Source organism: Microcoleus sp. Pol7_A1, from assembly GCF_036701085.1.
Lineage (GTDB): Bacteria > Cyanobacteriota > Cyanobacteriia > Cyanobacteriales > Microcoleaceae > Microcoleus > Microcoleus asticus.
The window spans coordinates 40221-53302 of sequence record NZ_JAUBQD010000053.1; the positions used below are offsets into that span (position 1 = coordinate 40221).

14 protein-coding genes and 2 pseudogenes are annotated in these 13082 nt (G+C 44.3%); 5 read left to right on the forward strand and 11 right to left on the reverse strand.

Annotation, left to right across the window (positions count from 1 at the left end):
• Positions 1-349 precede the first annotated feature (349 nt).
• Positions 350-1630: a phosphopyruvate hydratase gene (gene eno / locus QUA20_RS24175; RefSeq protein WP_445304707.1), complete on the reverse strand. Its 1281-nt coding sequence runs from the start codon at positions 1628-1630 to the stop codon at positions 350-352.
• A 298-nt stretch (positions 1631-1928) separates the two neighbouring features.
• Between eno and QUA20_RS24180 the strand changes: the two genes are divergently transcribed.
• Complete coding sequence (locus QUA20_RS24180) at positions 1929-2840, forward strand: calcium-binding protein (protein WP_333191791.1); 912 nt, start codon at positions 1929-1931, stop codon at positions 2838-2840.
• Between the two features lie 90 nt (positions 2841-2930).
• Here QUA20_RS24180 and QUA20_RS24185 read toward each other — a convergent pair whose 3' ends face one another.
• From QUA20_RS24185 to QUA20_RS24195, 3 genes are all read right to left on the reverse strand, one after another.
• Positions 2931-3578, reverse strand: coding sequence for a nucleoside triphosphate pyrophosphatase (locus QUA20_RS24185; protein WP_333191793.1), 648 nt, complete (start codon positions 3576-3578; stop codon positions 2931-2933).
• A 123-nt stretch (positions 3579-3701) separates the two neighbouring features.
• Entirely contained in the window at positions 3702-4241 is a 540-nt protein-coding gene (gene psbP / locus QUA20_RS24190; RefSeq protein WP_172191939.1) for a photosystem II reaction center PsbP, read from the reverse strand.
• A gap of 142 nt (positions 4242-4383) precedes the next feature.
• Positions 4384-4596 (reverse strand): chlorophyll a/b-binding protein, encoded by a 213-nt coding sequence (locus tag QUA20_RS24195; RefSeq protein ID WP_172191937.1) that lies wholly within the window; start codon positions 4594-4596, stop codon positions 4384-4386.
• Positions 4597-4925: 329 nt separating this feature from the next.
• Between QUA20_RS24195 and QUA20_RS24200 the strand changes: the two genes are divergently transcribed.
• Positions 4926-5537, forward strand: a complete 612-nt coding sequence (locus QUA20_RS24200) for a hypothetical protein (protein WP_333191795.1) — start codon at positions 4926-4928, stop codon at positions 5535-5537.
• A 112-nt stretch (positions 5538-5649) separates the two neighbouring features.
• On the opposite strand, the gene larB is transcribed toward QUA20_RS24200, so the two are convergent.
• From larB to QUA20_RS32120, 6 genes and pseudogenes are all read right to left on the reverse strand, one after another.
• Positions 5650-6453 (reverse strand): nickel pincer cofactor biosynthesis protein LarB, encoded by an 804-nt coding sequence (gene larB, locus QUA20_RS24205; RefSeq protein WP_333191796.1) that lies wholly within the window; start codon positions 6451-6453, stop codon positions 5650-5652.
• 144 nt (positions 6454-6597) lie between these two features.
• Complete coding sequence (locus tag QUA20_RS24210; RefSeq protein WP_333191798.1) at positions 6598-8358, reverse strand: ABC transporter substrate-binding protein; 1761 nt, start codon at positions 8356-8358, stop codon at positions 6598-6600.
• A gap of 40 nt (positions 8359-8398) precedes the next feature.
• Positions 8399-9004, reverse strand: coding sequence for a PIN domain-containing protein (locus QUA20_RS24215; protein WP_333191800.1), 606 nt, complete (start codon positions 9002-9004; stop codon positions 8399-8401).
• Positions 8979-9497 carry a hypothetical protein gene (locus tag QUA20_RS24220; protein WP_333191802.1) on the reverse strand — a complete coding sequence of 173 codons (519 nt, stop codon included), beginning with the start codon at positions 9495-9497 and terminating at the stop codon, positions 8979-8981. Before QUA20_RS24220 ends, QUA20_RS24215 begins: the two co-directional genes overlap by 26 nt.
• 62 nt (positions 9498-9559) lie before the next feature.
• The gene (ispF, locus tag QUA20_RS24225; RefSeq protein ID WP_333191803.1) at positions 9560-10039 is read right to left on the reverse strand and encodes a 2-C-methyl-D-erythritol 2,4-cyclodiphosphate synthase; all 480 of its coding nucleotides are present in this window, start codon (positions 10037-10039) and stop codon (positions 9560-9562) included.
• Positions 10040-10202: 163 nt separating this feature from the next.
• A pseudogene (locus QUA20_RS32120) lies at positions 10203-10350 on the reverse strand (IS1 family transposase); the annotation flags it as partial.
• Positions 10351-10700: 350 nt separating this feature from the next.
• On the opposite strand from QUA20_RS32120, the gene QUA20_RS24235 reads away from it, so the two are divergent.
• The 3 genes from QUA20_RS24235 (at position 10701) to QUA20_RS24245 (ending at position 12901) form a co-directional block, all read left to right on the forward strand.
• Entirely contained in the window at positions 10701-10862 is a 162-nt protein-coding gene (locus QUA20_RS24235; RefSeq protein WP_333191805.1) for a hypothetical protein, read from the forward strand.
• Between the two features lie 93 nt (positions 10863-10955).
• On the forward strand, positions 10956-12017 hold the full coding sequence (locus QUA20_RS24240; RefSeq protein WP_333191806.1) for an ATP-binding protein: 1062 nt from the start codon (positions 10956-10958) through the stop codon (positions 12015-12017).
• Between the two features lie 2 nt (positions 12018-12019).
• Positions 12020-12901 carry a hypothetical protein gene (locus QUA20_RS24245; protein ID WP_333191807.1) on the forward strand — a complete coding sequence of 294 codons (882 nt, stop codon included), beginning with the start codon at positions 12020-12022 and terminating at the stop codon, positions 12899-12901.
• A 113-nt stretch (positions 12902-13014) separates the two neighbouring features.
• Here the strand turns inward: QUA20_RS24245 and QUA20_RS24250 are convergent.
• Positions 13015-13082 (reverse strand): annotated as a pseudogene (locus tag QUA20_RS24250) (photosystem II protein D1); the annotation flags it as partial.

Here is a 13082-nt window from a genome sequence, read left to right on the forward strand (position 1 = left end):
GAGAATGGGTAATTGGTAATGGGTAATTGGGTCGGGGCGGGTTTACGAGATGATTGGTTTTTAGGCAATCATTGTTTGTAAAACCCGCCCCTTGTATCTACAGGATATAAATTCCCGATGCGCGATGCCCATCCGATTTTAGATTTCCAATTTTAGATTTTAGATTCAAGCTACTAATCAATTCTTCAATCTAAAATCTAAAATCTAAAATTGCCAGATGCCCGATGCCCATCCGATTTTAGATTTCCGATTGCTGATTTTAGATTCAAGTTACTAATCAATTCTTCAATCTAAAATCTAAAATCTAAAATCTAAAATTGCCAGATGCCCAATTACCAATTATCCAGTGTTATTTTGGCCCGTAACCGATCGACCCAGCATAAATTGCCCGATCGCCCAATTGGTCTTCAATCCGTAACAAACGGTTGTATTTAGCCACCCGTTCGCTGCGACACAGAGAACCGGTCTTGATTTGGCCGGCACGAGTCGCTACCGCCAAATCGGCAATTGTGGTATCTTCAGTTTCACCGGAACGGTGGCTGATGACCGATCGATAACTGTTCCGTTTACCGAGGTCGATCGTATCCAAAGTCTCCGTCAAAGAACCAATTTGATTCAGCTTAATCAAAATCGAATTGCTAGCTTTCAAATCAATCCCTTTTTGCAGCCGCGTGCGATTAGTAACAAACAAATCGTCACCCACCAATTGAACTTTGCTGCCCATTTTTTGCGTCAGCGCTACCCAACTATCCCAATCGTCTTCATGCAAACCATCTTCAATGGAAACAATCGGATATTTTCCGGCCAAACCATCCAAATAATCGATTAATTCTGCTGGCGAATGAGCCACACCGTCGTAAGTGTACTGTCCATCTTTGTAAAATTCGCTAGCAGCAACATCCAAAGCCAAAGCAACTTGTTCACCTGGCTTGTAGCCAGCTTTTTCAATAGCTGCAATCAACAAATCCAAAGCTGCTTGATTGGATTTAAGATTAGGCGCAAAACCGCCTTCATCACCCACACCAGTCAGCAAACCCTCAGCTTTTAAGACTTTGCTCAGGGATTCAAATACCTCTGCACCCCAGCGCAAAGCTTCTTTAAAAGATGGCGCACCCACAGGGACAATCATAAATTCTTGAATGTCTACGTTGTTGTCGGCGTGGGCGCCGCCGTTGATAACGTTCATCAAAGGCACTGGTAACACGTTAGCTAAGGGCCCGCCCAAGTAGCGGTAAAGGGGGAGTCCTAAAGTCTCGGCGGCCGCCTTTGCTGTGGCTAAGGAGACTCCGAGAATGGCATTTGCGCCGAGGTGGGATTTGTTCGGGGAACCGTCCAAGTCAATCATGGTTTTGTCTACCAGTGCTTGGTCGATCGCATCCAGATTAGCCAAAGCGGGGGCAATTTTGTGTTCGACGTTAGCGACGGCTTTCAGGACTCCTTTGCCGCCGTAACGTTTGTTGTCGCCGTCGCGGAGTTCGTGGGCCTCAAAAGAGCCTGTAGACGCGCCGCTGGGCACTTGTGCGAGCCCGACAACACCGTTAGCTAGGTAAACTTCAGCTTCAATGGTGGGGCGGCCGCGGGAGTCGAGGATTTCTCTGGCTTTAATAAATTCGATCGCAGTGTCTAGCATATTAAGGATTCCTGACTTTACTCACGGTTTGATGACATTTGGCAGTCTGTTGGCTTTCCGACGCTGACTGCTGACGGGTAATAGAGTACGCGATCCCCAGAATTATTGCTGCACAGTTCAAAATATTTGCGGATTTGGGCAGTTGAGTGTCAATAAGTTAGGCTTGTTGCACAATAACTGGTGGCAATTTTGATAGTAATTTAATTTTTTTAACCGCAAATTCACGCAGATTTTCTAATTGAAACCTTTGTTAAAATCAGAATGTCAACAAAGTCAATCAAAAAAGGAGAAAGCTAGGATGTCAGAAACAACTCTCGGAGAAATTAGAGCATTAGCTGAAAACTCCGACCCAATTATTGCCGATCCCCCCAACATTAGATTGCTAACTGGGCCATTAAATCCTGGTAGCGATCCCAACTTTTTTGACCTCACTGCGAACGACGATATAGTTCAACTCGCAAATGGAATCCTCCGCAACACTCCGGGAGGTTTGCGGGCCTTAGCCGGCAACGATTTTGTCAGAGGTTCAGGTGGTGCAGAACTGATGAACGGCAACAGCGGCATAGATACTTTAATCGGAGGTTGCGGCAACGATACTATTCGCGGCGGTCAAGATTTTGACATACTTTACGGAGAATGCGCCAACGATTTAGTCAGCGGAGATCAAGGCGATGACTACGCTTATGGAGGCACGGGCAATGACTTTATTCGCGGCGGTAAAGGGAATGATGCTTTAGTCGGAGACAGTGGAAACGATACTCTAATCGGTGATGCTGGAATTGATAGACTTTGGGGAAAAGAAGGCGCAGATTTGTTTGTCATCAAAAGAGAAGCGGGAGCAACATCGCGAGAAATTGGTTCGGATCAACCGCCTTCAGTTCCCAATTTTAATACAGATGAAGTGCCTGCAGATTTTATTCTCGATTACAATCCAGCTCAAGGAGATGTTATTGGATTAGCTTCAGGGTTAACGCGAAATGACATTGTTTTGACTGAAAAGTTTTTAACAATTGGTGATGCCAGAGATTACGATAGCAATGGCCCTTTTCCTCCGGGACAGCCTCGAACCGCTGATTTTAGAATTTTAAATACTAAGGCGACGGTGATTAGGGAAGCTAGTAGCGGAAATATTCTGGGTTTGGTGAAAGATGTGTCGCCGGCTCAACTTCAGTTTACCTCTGTGTCTGAAAGCTCGATCGCCCTTGGATAATCCTCAGAGGTTTATAGTAAGAACTAAAGTCCTCTATCAGAACTTTAGTCCTTACTACAAAAAATTTTATTCGTTTCCAAGTTGTGCATTTCAAGACCAAAAATCCGCCACATCATATCCCATTTCACTGAGCATTTGCCGCAGCAGAGGTAAGCTCAAACCGATCACATTCGTGTGACATCCTTCGATTTTTTCCACAAAAAAACCGCCTTTACCTTCCAGTGCAAAACAGCCCGCACAGGCGAGGGGTTCTCCGGTAGCGACGTAGGCCGCTATTTGGCGCGAGGTAACTTCCGCAAAATGAACTTTTGTAACTTGACAGCGAATGAGCGATCGCGACCTTGCCTCATCAAAGTCATCGAATCTAGTATCAATTAAAGCATGACCCGTATATAATTCGCCAACCTTACCGCGCATTTTTTGCCATCGCGAGATTGCTTCTTCCGCATCCTTCGGTTTGCCGTGAATTTCGCCATCTATGAGCAAAATTGAATCGCATCCCAACACCAAACACGATTTGGGATTGGGGATTTGCGGGTGAGAATTACCCAGTAAAAATTTAGCTACAGCCTCAGCTTTTCCCGATGCTAAAACCTGCACTAATTTAGTGGCATCCCTCATTTGTATTTGCCCTTCATCAAAGTCGCTGGGGCAAATCACAGCTTGAATGCCAGCATTTTCTAGCAGGCTGCGGCGGGCCGGAGAAGCTGAAGCTAAAACAAAAGTTGGAATTTTCATAAGTTAAGAAGGAAGAAGGAAGAAGAAAGAAGGAAGAAGGAAGAAGGAAGAAGGAAGAAAAATAAACTATTCCCCATCCCCAAGGCACTGCGCCCTATTCCCCATTCCCAACTACTTTTTAACCTAATAAACAGAGAAAGATTTAACGACTTTCTCAAAAGCTTCTTTTACCTTTGGCCAGCGTTCTTCTGTAGTGGAAACGTTAAGCGTAAAAAGTTTGCCGCGGCTGACTGCTACACTCGCTAAGTTGTGCCGTTCTTGGTTTGGCAACTTAACGGCGTATTCTAAAATGTAATAGTTTTTCGATCGCGATTCGCGAGCTTCTGCATTGACTAATTCAGCTTCGCGGCCGGAATCACTCGGGGCGATCGCACTTTTGCTGAGCTTGTATCCCACATCCGTCGGCGTTCCCAAATCCGCCAGAGTTTTGTCCTTGGGGACTGGACTGATGACCACGCTGACGTTCTCGGTTTGCTGAATCAAATCGCGGAACACCACATCAGGCCCGTTAGAAACCGCGATCGGCAGCCAGCCGTTAGGATAGAGAAATTGATAGCCGTCGCCAGTATCAACGTAGCTTTTGAGTCCGGTGACTTTAGATACACAACCGGTCAAGGTGAGGCTCAGAACAACCAGAAGTATTGCCGCAATTCGTTTGAGCATTATTTTTACGGGTAGGGTAACACTAAAATATTTAATTTTAATTGTCTCACCAAACCTTGCCCCTAAAAATAGTTAAGCTATGCTCGCCGTTTGTGTACCGCCCGCGAGGCATAGCCGTATAGTCTAATTTTTAACAAAATCATTACAGGTGAGTGAGCCAGCTAATCAGTCCGTGCTTGGTAGAAATTTCTAAAGCCAAGAGAGAAACAAAACCAATCATGGCAAGGCGGCCGTTTAAGCGTTCTGCGTAGGGGGTGAAGCCGGTGCGGGGTTCGTCATCGATATATACTGTCGGTTCGATCGCAAAATTGTTCATTTTGCCTTGGTCGTCCAGCATTAAGCCTCTGTTAGTCATGTTTGTTTCCTAAATTGCGTTTGGTCTACTGTAAATAAATGTAACAGACTTATGAAGATATGTAAAGGATTGTGAGCTTTTTTTTTAAAAAAACCTCAATATGACACCATTTTTAAAAAGAAATGCAACTGTCGGCAAGCTCTAAACCCTTATAGAATCAGTCTTTCCCAAATCTAAAATCTAAAATCTAAAATTTAAAAGGGTATGACTGCGGACAGTAGACTCTGGGCCCCGGAGGGGGGAGGATAGAGTTGAGAGGCGCAAAAGTCAATGGTGTGTGGCAAATCCAGTCTGGGTTTGACGAAAATTGTGGAACGGAGGAAAAATTTATGCGGGCCAGTCTGGAAATGCGGTGGTTTTATAGCGGTGCGCTGCCAAAATCGATCGCTCAATGGTTTGGAAGCGACAGTCTCGGCGGGTATCTTTCACCTCCCGAAGAGCGGGAAGACATATATTTGCTAGTCCCTGGCTGCGACTACTTGGGAGTGAAGCTGCGCGGGAAAACATTAGAGGTAAAGTGGCGGCAGGCAGAGTTGGGGGCGATGCAGTTCGGCAACCGCTGGGAAGGCAAGGCCGAGAAGTGGCTGAAGTGGGTATGTGCCGACACGATGGCCCCGGTATCGGCTGATATTATGGCGACAGGAAAGTGGGTGGGAGTCAGGAAAAAGCGAGCGCAGCGTCTTTACCAAGTTTCGGCCCCTGGTTCCCTGATGTCTGTGCCTGTGGAAGCCCCAATTCCCCAAGGTTGCACCGTGGAACTTACTCAGTTGAACATTAACGGCAGCGCGTGGTGGACATTGGGATTTGAAGCGTTTGGCAGCGAAAGTTCTTTGACAGAAAGCCTGCAAACAGTGGCTACTTGGACTAGCAAGAGCTATCAGGCGCAAAAGTTGAAAGCTGAGGATTCTTCTGCTTATCCGATTTGGTTGGGCAGCAAGTAATATCAAATCCGGCTTTAATAATACCTCCTATATTGTTTAGTCCCTGCCTGCTGGGACGACAGTTTTTGTAGACGCGGTTTCAACCGCCGAGTCTAATCGAGGGGGTTTCTCACTATTCCCCCTCTGTCCCATTCTCCCCTTCTTTCATTCTCCCCACTCTGCCAGCAGTTCTCAGAATTTGACAAGCTAAAATTGCCGCCCCAAACCCGTTATCAATATTCACCACACCCACACCAGCCGCACAAGAATTGAGCATAGTTAAAAGAGGAGCAATCCCGCCAAAACTCGCGCCGTAACCCACACTCGTCGGCACAGCAATCACCGGACAATCTGCCAAACCCGCAACCACACTCGCCAAAGCACCTTCCATACCCGCCACCGCAATCAACACATCAGCATCAGCAATTACGTGCCGGTTGCTCAGCAAGCGGTGAATGCCGGCAACTCCGACATCCCACAAACGTCGCACCTGAAAACCGCAAAGTTCCGCAGTAACTGCCGCCTCTTCGGCTACAGGTAAATCCGCCGTTCCCGCACTGATAATAGTCACAGTACCCGGATGCTGCGGAGTTGGGGAATTAGGAGAAATTGCACAAATTCGAGCCTTTTGGTAGTAGCACAAATCGGGTATTTTTTGCTGCAATTGCTCGAAAACTTCCGGTTCAATTCGCGTCGCCATCACCGCAGAATTTCGCCCGCGCATCGCCTCGATAATCTCAACAATTTGGTCTGGCGTTTTCCCTGGGCCCCAGATTACTTCAGGAAAACCTGTTCTTAAAGTACGGTGGTGGTCAATTTTTGCAAAATCCCCCACTTGTTCAAAGTCAAAATACTTTAATTTATCTAAAGCTGCGATCGGACTGACATCGCCTGCAGCCACAGATTCGAGTAACTTCTGTAAAATTTCAGGTTCCATTAATTAATGACTGATGAATTTGACTGCTGACTGCTATAGATTGCTCCGGGCGGGTTTATTTATCCGATCGGTCGATCGCACATACCCTGGTAAAACCCGCCCCTACAGACTAATAAATGCTGAGTGCTGAGTGCTGACTAATAACTATTCTGTTATTTTCAGCTCGTACAAATTCCAGAAAGCACCGCCGAGGGCACTGTAGCGAATTCCCGAAATGCGATCGCGCACCGCCTCAAAAGTCAGCGGATTCACCATATAAACAAAAGGCACTTGTTCAGCTATAATCCGCTGGGTCTCCCCATAAAGTTCCTTGCGCTTCGCCTCATCAAGCTCCTGGGAAGCCTTCACATAAAGGTCATCGATTTTCTGCTCCCAGTCGTACACTTCCCAACCTTTAATCGGCGGTTCTCCGGCTTGCGGGCCCTGGTTGAAACTGTGCAAAGTCCCATTGACCGACCAAATATTGTAGCCGCTGTGCGGTTCAGTACCTCCTGTAAAACCGCCGAGGTAAGTATCCCAATTCCGCGTCAACCGCAGCTTTTCCACATAAGTGTTAAAACTCAGGAATTGTGTATCAACTTGCATCCCCAGTTTGCCTAAATCTTGCTTAATTTGCGTTCCCATTTGTTCCCGAACTTTTTTACCCGCAGCCATCAACAAAGTAAATCGGACTTTGTTGCCCTCCGCATCCAATAATTGACCCTCACTATTATATTTGAAACCAGCACTTAACAGCAACTCTTTGGCTTTTTGCAGATCGTAACTGTAAGTTTTCAATCCCTGTTCTGGGGAAAGGTAGAATGGACTTTGCGCCGGAATTGGGGAATGCAGCGGTGCCCCAAGTCCGCGATAGATATTGTTAGTCATGGCGGATCGGTTGATCCCGTAGGCGATCGCCTGCCGAAATTCCTTAGTCGCGAACCACCGAGACTTAACCGGGTCTACAAACGGCTGATTTTGAGCATTGCGCCCCTTATTCAGATTGAAACACATAAACACGCTGCCAGTATCCGGGCCACCGTTGAAGACCGTATATTTGCCGCGTTTTTCCTCCCGTTTCAGCAGCGGAAACACTTCCGGCTGCACGTCCAGAGTATCCAAATCGCCAGAGCGAAAATTCAGCAGTTGATTGTCAGTATTTTCGATAATTTGCCAAACTATTTGCTGGATGTAAGGCTGAACATTTCCCTCAGCATCTTTGCGCCAAAAATACGGATTTCGTTCCAAAACAACGCGCTGATTAGGAGTATAGCTCAGCATTCGATATTGACCGTTGCCGACAATTTTTTGAGGTTCAGTATCCGTGTTCCAAGTAGCCAGGAATTTAGGTTTACCATCTGCATCTGTATTGTCTACAGATTCCTGTAAAATATGAGCTGGTAAAATTGGGATTCCCCCAGCATATCTAATAAAAGGAGCAAAGGGTTCTGCAACAGAAAATTCAACGCGGCGGCTGTCAATTTTTTTAACTTTTGGGAATTGGCGACTGTTGCCAACCCTCAGATTATCTTTCAAACCGCTAGGAATTTTGTCATTGAAATAAATCTTTTCATAGCTGAAGATAATGTCATCAGTAGTCATCGGTTCGCCGTCGGACCATTTCAATCCCTCTCGCAGGTTGAAGACAACCTTTTTGCCATCTTTAGAAACCTCCCAGGACTCGGCTAAACCGGGTTCTAGGTTCGATGTCAAGCCGTTTTCGTTGATCAATCCCTCGTACATATAGCCAAAAACGCTGTATGCAGATTGATTTAGGGGGTAGTTGAAGGTTGCTGGGCCGCTGGGGGTGGGAACGATGAGTCTGTTTACTAAGTTCGATCGGGCTGGAGTGCACGCAGACAAAGTTATCGTGGCAATTGCCACCAGTAAAATCGCCAGCCAGCGCAGTTTTGAATGTAGCATCATAGAAATTTTCATAATTTTTTAGTTTACCACCTGCGTGCAACTATGACTGAGATTGTAACCAACCGAGAAAGTCTTCAGTGCGTGAAAAATACTGTATCCCTCCTTCCTCCAAAGCATATTTAACTTCTGGTAGTTTGCGAAATTCTTTGACGTTGCCACTTAGAAATGCTTTGGTTTCTGTGGGGCGCAACCGGGCATGACTCAAGATACAGTGTAAAATCAAATTGTCTGTTGGGTCTTTTTCTATGATAGTTGTGTTTAAGCTTGCTTCGATAATCTCTGTATTTAATACAATCATTTCTGCCTTTTGCGACAGCATATAAATTGCTTGACGCAAGCGAAATTGAATTTCATCTACTCGATTGCTATAGTAAATCAATGACTGTTCTAGGTGAAAAGATAGAGATGCGACCTGTTCAGATGTCACATCTCGCTTTGTTTCACTAATTTGACACGTTAGCTGTTCCTTAAACTTGTTTTGTCGCTTCACCTCGTCCTCTAAAGCCGACAGAGACTCCATATAACAAATGCTGGGTATGACCAACTGAACTGATGACGATAAATCCCGCAGTAACATAATTGCTTCAGCCTCGCGCCCTGTAGCAATACTCATCAGAAAGTTAGTCTCGATATATAAAATTGCCACCTAATTTCACTCCGGATTTTGTTGTTCCACCTGCTAACATCGGCAGCAAACCGATTTCTGCTATCTTTTTAGAGGCTGGGGGAATTTCTGATTTCCAGTGATAGGCTAAGTCATGCAGCCACGCTTCTACCAGCGTTTCTATCGTATGTCCAAATATCCCTTTGCTACCAAAGTCAGGCTGATAAGAACGAAGTATTTCACCAGTGTTTAGAGAGCAAACTGGTTCAGATAAATTCACGCCGTCCCATTTGAAAATCAGAATTTGTTCGGTGTCAACAAACATAGCATAGGGAATTACTGTGCGTTGTTCGGACATCTTCGCTAACGCAGCTTTCATCCAAGATATCATGTAATCAGCAATCCTCTGCTTTGCTGCTGTTTCTTGAGCTTGAATAATTTTGACCTCGATTAGCACGACTATGCGATCGTCTTTATCCAACGCGACAATATCCGCGTCAATGGGGAATTCTACTTCCAAGGTTTCAGTTTCCATGTTTTCAGCCTTCTTAGGGTATAAGTTTAAGTAAATTCAACTTCTACTATCAAACCCGATTTTTATTTTTTCCCCAGCAAAACTACAGCATAGGCTGCAATTCCTTCTTCTCTCCCCACCGGCCCTAACTTTTCGTTTGTAGTAGCTTTGATGCCGATTTGGTCGGGTTTTAATTGGAGGACAGTAGAAAGCCGATCGCGCATTTGCTCAATATGCGGTTTCAGCTTTGGACGTTCTGCCACTACCACCGAATCAATATTGCCGATTTCCCAGCCTTTATCTAAAATTAACTGATTGACTTGTGCCAGCAATACGAGACTATCAGCCCCTTTCCATTTCGGGTCAGTTGGCGGGAAATAAAGACCGATATCTCCTAAGCTGAGAGATCCGAGCATCGCATCCATGATAGCGTGGGTAAGTACGTCGGCGTCGCTGTGTCCTAATAAGCCTAATTCGTGGGGGATGTGCACGCCGCCGAGGATGAGGGGGCGTTCTGGAACTAAGCAGTGAATGTCGTAGCCGTTGCCGATGCGGATGTTCATGTGAATTTAAGGTTGGGGAAAAGCCGAGACTAGACAATTATTTTACATTCAGTCTGGAGATAAGTAAATTTGGGCGTTGGTGAACTGAGGTATGATTTGGCTCTCACCGCTGACGGAGGCAGGTCGAAGAGCGTTCAAATCAGAGTATCTAAATAATTATTGATTATGGAATGAGAACCTCCTCGAATTTGAGGAGCGTGAATTAGTAAATAAATTGAATATTTGAGCATTTCTTCGTATTTAGAATAACAAAGATTTTTTCTCTTCAATCGAGCCAGATAGTGTCTGAGTTTTGTATTTTCACCTTCAACTGCAAGTCATATAAGTTTTACCGATGATTGAGTCACCATCTGGAATAAACATTGGATAAACTTTAAGGCAATTTGTTACATAAAAATAGCATTTTCATTTTTCAACATCCCATAAATGTTTAAAGTTTGGGCATCATTGTTTCCTACAACCCAGGCTAAAATATCTGCTTTGAAGTGGTCTACTGCTATCCACAACCAGACGCAACTTTTTTTTAACCAATAAATTTTTATAATTCATCTAGTTCTCCGACCTCGGGAATTGTGTCTGGACGGACGATATTTCAAAAGTTTGAAAAGCGAGAGCCCTTTTTTGGCACGCTACATATAGTGTGCTTGCGTAAGTCCTGTATGTGTTAGTTTATAGATCGTCCCAAGAACCCGATCGCCTCCTCAAATCTACTTATTCCCTAGATGGCGAAGAAATCGTCCCCGGCTTTACTCTCGCGATTGCCGAGTTTTTTCAGAAACTGGCTTTTTTAGGAAAGTGCGATGTAATATATCTAAATGGCTAGGTCAATTTTGGACATGAATTTGGCTGAGTGCGATGATGAACAAGGCTTTAACAAAATTTGTATGTAGTAAAATATTCAAACAAAAGTGTTATTATGAAAATTCAATCTATCAATTTAAAGTATTTTAAGAAATTTAAAAATAAAAAATTCGACTTTACCGATCCAGAAACTGGATTGGCACGAGACATTATAGTTTTAATAGGGATGAATGGGGCGGGAAAAACAAGTATTTTACAGGCAATAGCCGCAACACTGGGAGTGGCAACAGGGAGGTTGCAGAAACTTCCTGACTTAGAATGGGCAGGATTTAACTATGAATTGCTGGGGAGTAATTGGGCCAAGTTTGAACCAGAGGTTACTCTACAAGTACAATTTTCGTCTCCAGAGATCCAGGCGGTTCGTGAGTTCCAACAAAAATTGCAAGATATAGGTCGCAATTTACCAGTTCCTCCTGCTGAAAAACATATTGTGGATCTTAGATGGCAAGGTGAGAGTGTTCAAGCAAACACTGCGAATGAATTGTTTCAATTTAAAGGACGGGAATATGCTAAACAACTCCGTCGAACGGAAGGCTTTCAGGTGTTTGAGCGAGTTGGTACGATTTTTTGGTACACAGAGCAGAGAAATTCAACCAGCTTAACTCCTGAAAATCCGGATGGAAAAGTTGAAATTACCTATGATATGCTACGCGATCGCCTTTCAAAGTTGCGGCAGTTTCATCAGGATGTTGACAGGGGAAGAATTCAGCAATTCCGCCCTGGACAGAAGGACATATATGCTGAAATTGAGCAAGCTTATAAAGCTGTTTTTCCAGAACGTAGCTTTGAGGGGCCTTTTCCACGAGAAGGGATCGATGACATTCTGAGCGAACCCTGGTTTTATCTATACGATAACAGAAACCTGTATGAGATTTCTGAGATGTCTGGGGGCGAACGCGCTATATTTCCGATGCTGATGGATTTTGCTAATTGGAATATTCATAATTCGGTGATCTTGATTGATGAAATTGAGTTGCACTTACATCCACCACTGCAACAAGCATTGTTGAGAGCTTTGCCTAAGTTAGGCAAAAATAATCAATTTATCATTACAACTCATTCTGATTACATAGAGCAGCTAGTACCCGAAGCACACATTGTTCGTGTGGAGGTGTAACTATGAGTGTTGTTAGCAGTGGAAAAATAATTTTTTGTGAAGGGAAACCAAGCAGCTTAGACTATAGATTGCTTAATAGAGTAGTCGATAGCCTACCAGGTGATAGATGCACAATTGTCCCTGTGGGTAGTAAGTTTGCCTTCTCAAGCTTTGCCGACGGCTACTTTTTAGGGAAGACAGCGGTTAATCAGAAATACATCGTTTTTCGCGATCGGGATTTCGATGTCCAGCCAACTCCTAACTGCGGATTACTCCAACTAGATAATAGATCAGGTAATAAACCCGTGGCTTTAAGTTATCGCACTTGTGTTGAAAATTACCTCTTAGAGGCTAATTTGATTCACACCTATTGGACAGAAAAGTACAATGAAAAGCAGGAAAATCCAGATTCTAAGTGGGGACATCAAAATTCACCAGGAGTCGAGCGCATTTCAGAATCGATTGAAACTAGCGCCAGGAACCTGCAACATTACCAAGCTGTAAGATGGGCATTGGGTGACTTGGTGAACATGAGACCAGCACGAGAACAACTCAAAACTACATGGACGAAGAAAGGTAACCTACCTGAGTCATTAATTTTGCAAGACTGCAAAGATCAAGCGTTAGAATTAATTAATAAATTTAGACTGGCAGTTGGAGCAGTTACATGGGAAAAATTTGAAGATAACCTTGTTTCCTATCAACAACGGTTTAACCAAGAAGAATTTTGGACAGAGAAGCAATACTTAATCTGGTTTAATGGCAAGGATATTCAAAAGGAAATACAGAGACAAGACTCTAAATACATTTCTCTAAATTCATTTTTCGATTGGGCAATTCGGAAGCTTGACATTAATCAGCATCCTGATCTTATCGAATTAAGGACAAAAATAGAGCAGCTATAGCAGAAGGAAGAAAAAAGAAGGAAGAAGGAAGAAGGATGTCTAAAAAAATATTTTTTCCCAAACAAAAAGCGCCCCTATTTCTAGGAGCGCTTTTTGTAATCTCAGACTAAAACTTAGCCGTTGATAGAAGGAGCAACCATTGCTACGGGAGTTGTCTCACCAGCAGCCAAGTCGAGAGGGA

Coding starts and splice junctions, on each gene's coding strand:
- psbP (WP_172191939.1), bottom strand. CDS start 4,241: ATGCTCAAACGAATTGCGGCAATACTTCTGGTTGTTCTGAGCCTCACC.
- QUA20_RS24180 (WP_333191791.1), top strand. CDS start 1,929: ATGTCAGAAACAACTCTCGGAGAAATTAGAGCATTAGCTGAAAACTCC.
- QUA20_RS24210 (WP_333191798.1), bottom strand. CDS start 8,358: ATGATGCTACATTCAAAACTGCGCTGGCTGGCGATTTTACTGGTGGCA.
- larB (WP_333191796.1), bottom strand. CDS start 6,453: ATGGAACCTGAAATTTTACAGAAGTTACTCGAATCTGTGGCTGCAGGC.
- eno (WP_445304707.1), bottom strand. CDS start 1,630: ATGCTAGACACTGCGATCGAATTTATTAAAGCCAGAGAAATCCTCGAC.
- QUA20_RS24195 (WP_172191937.1), bottom strand. CDS start 4,596: ATGACTAACAGAGGCTTAATGCTGGACGACCAAGGCAAAATGAACAAT.
- QUA20_RS24220 (WP_333191802.1), bottom strand. CDS start 9,497: ATGGAAACTGAAACCTTGGAAGTAGAATTCCCCATTGACGCGGATATT.
- QUA20_RS24240 (WP_333191806.1), top strand. CDS start 10,956: ATGAAAATTCAATCTATCAATTTAAAGTATTTTAAGAAATTTAAAAAT.
- QUA20_RS24245 (WP_333191807.1), top strand. CDS start 12,020: ATGAGTGTTGTTAGCAGTGGAAAAATAATTTTTTGTGAAGGGAAACCA.
- QUA20_RS24185 (WP_333191793.1), bottom strand. CDS start 3,578: ATGAAAATTCCAACTTTTGTTTTAGCTTCAGCTTCTCCGGCCCGCCGC.
- QUA20_RS24200 (WP_333191795.1), top strand. CDS start 4,926: ATGCGGGCCAGTCTGGAAATGCGGTGGTTTTATAGCGGTGCGCTGCCA.
- ispF (WP_333191803.1), bottom strand. CDS start 10,039: ATGAACATCCGCATCGGCAACGGCTACGACATTCACTGCTTAGTTCCA.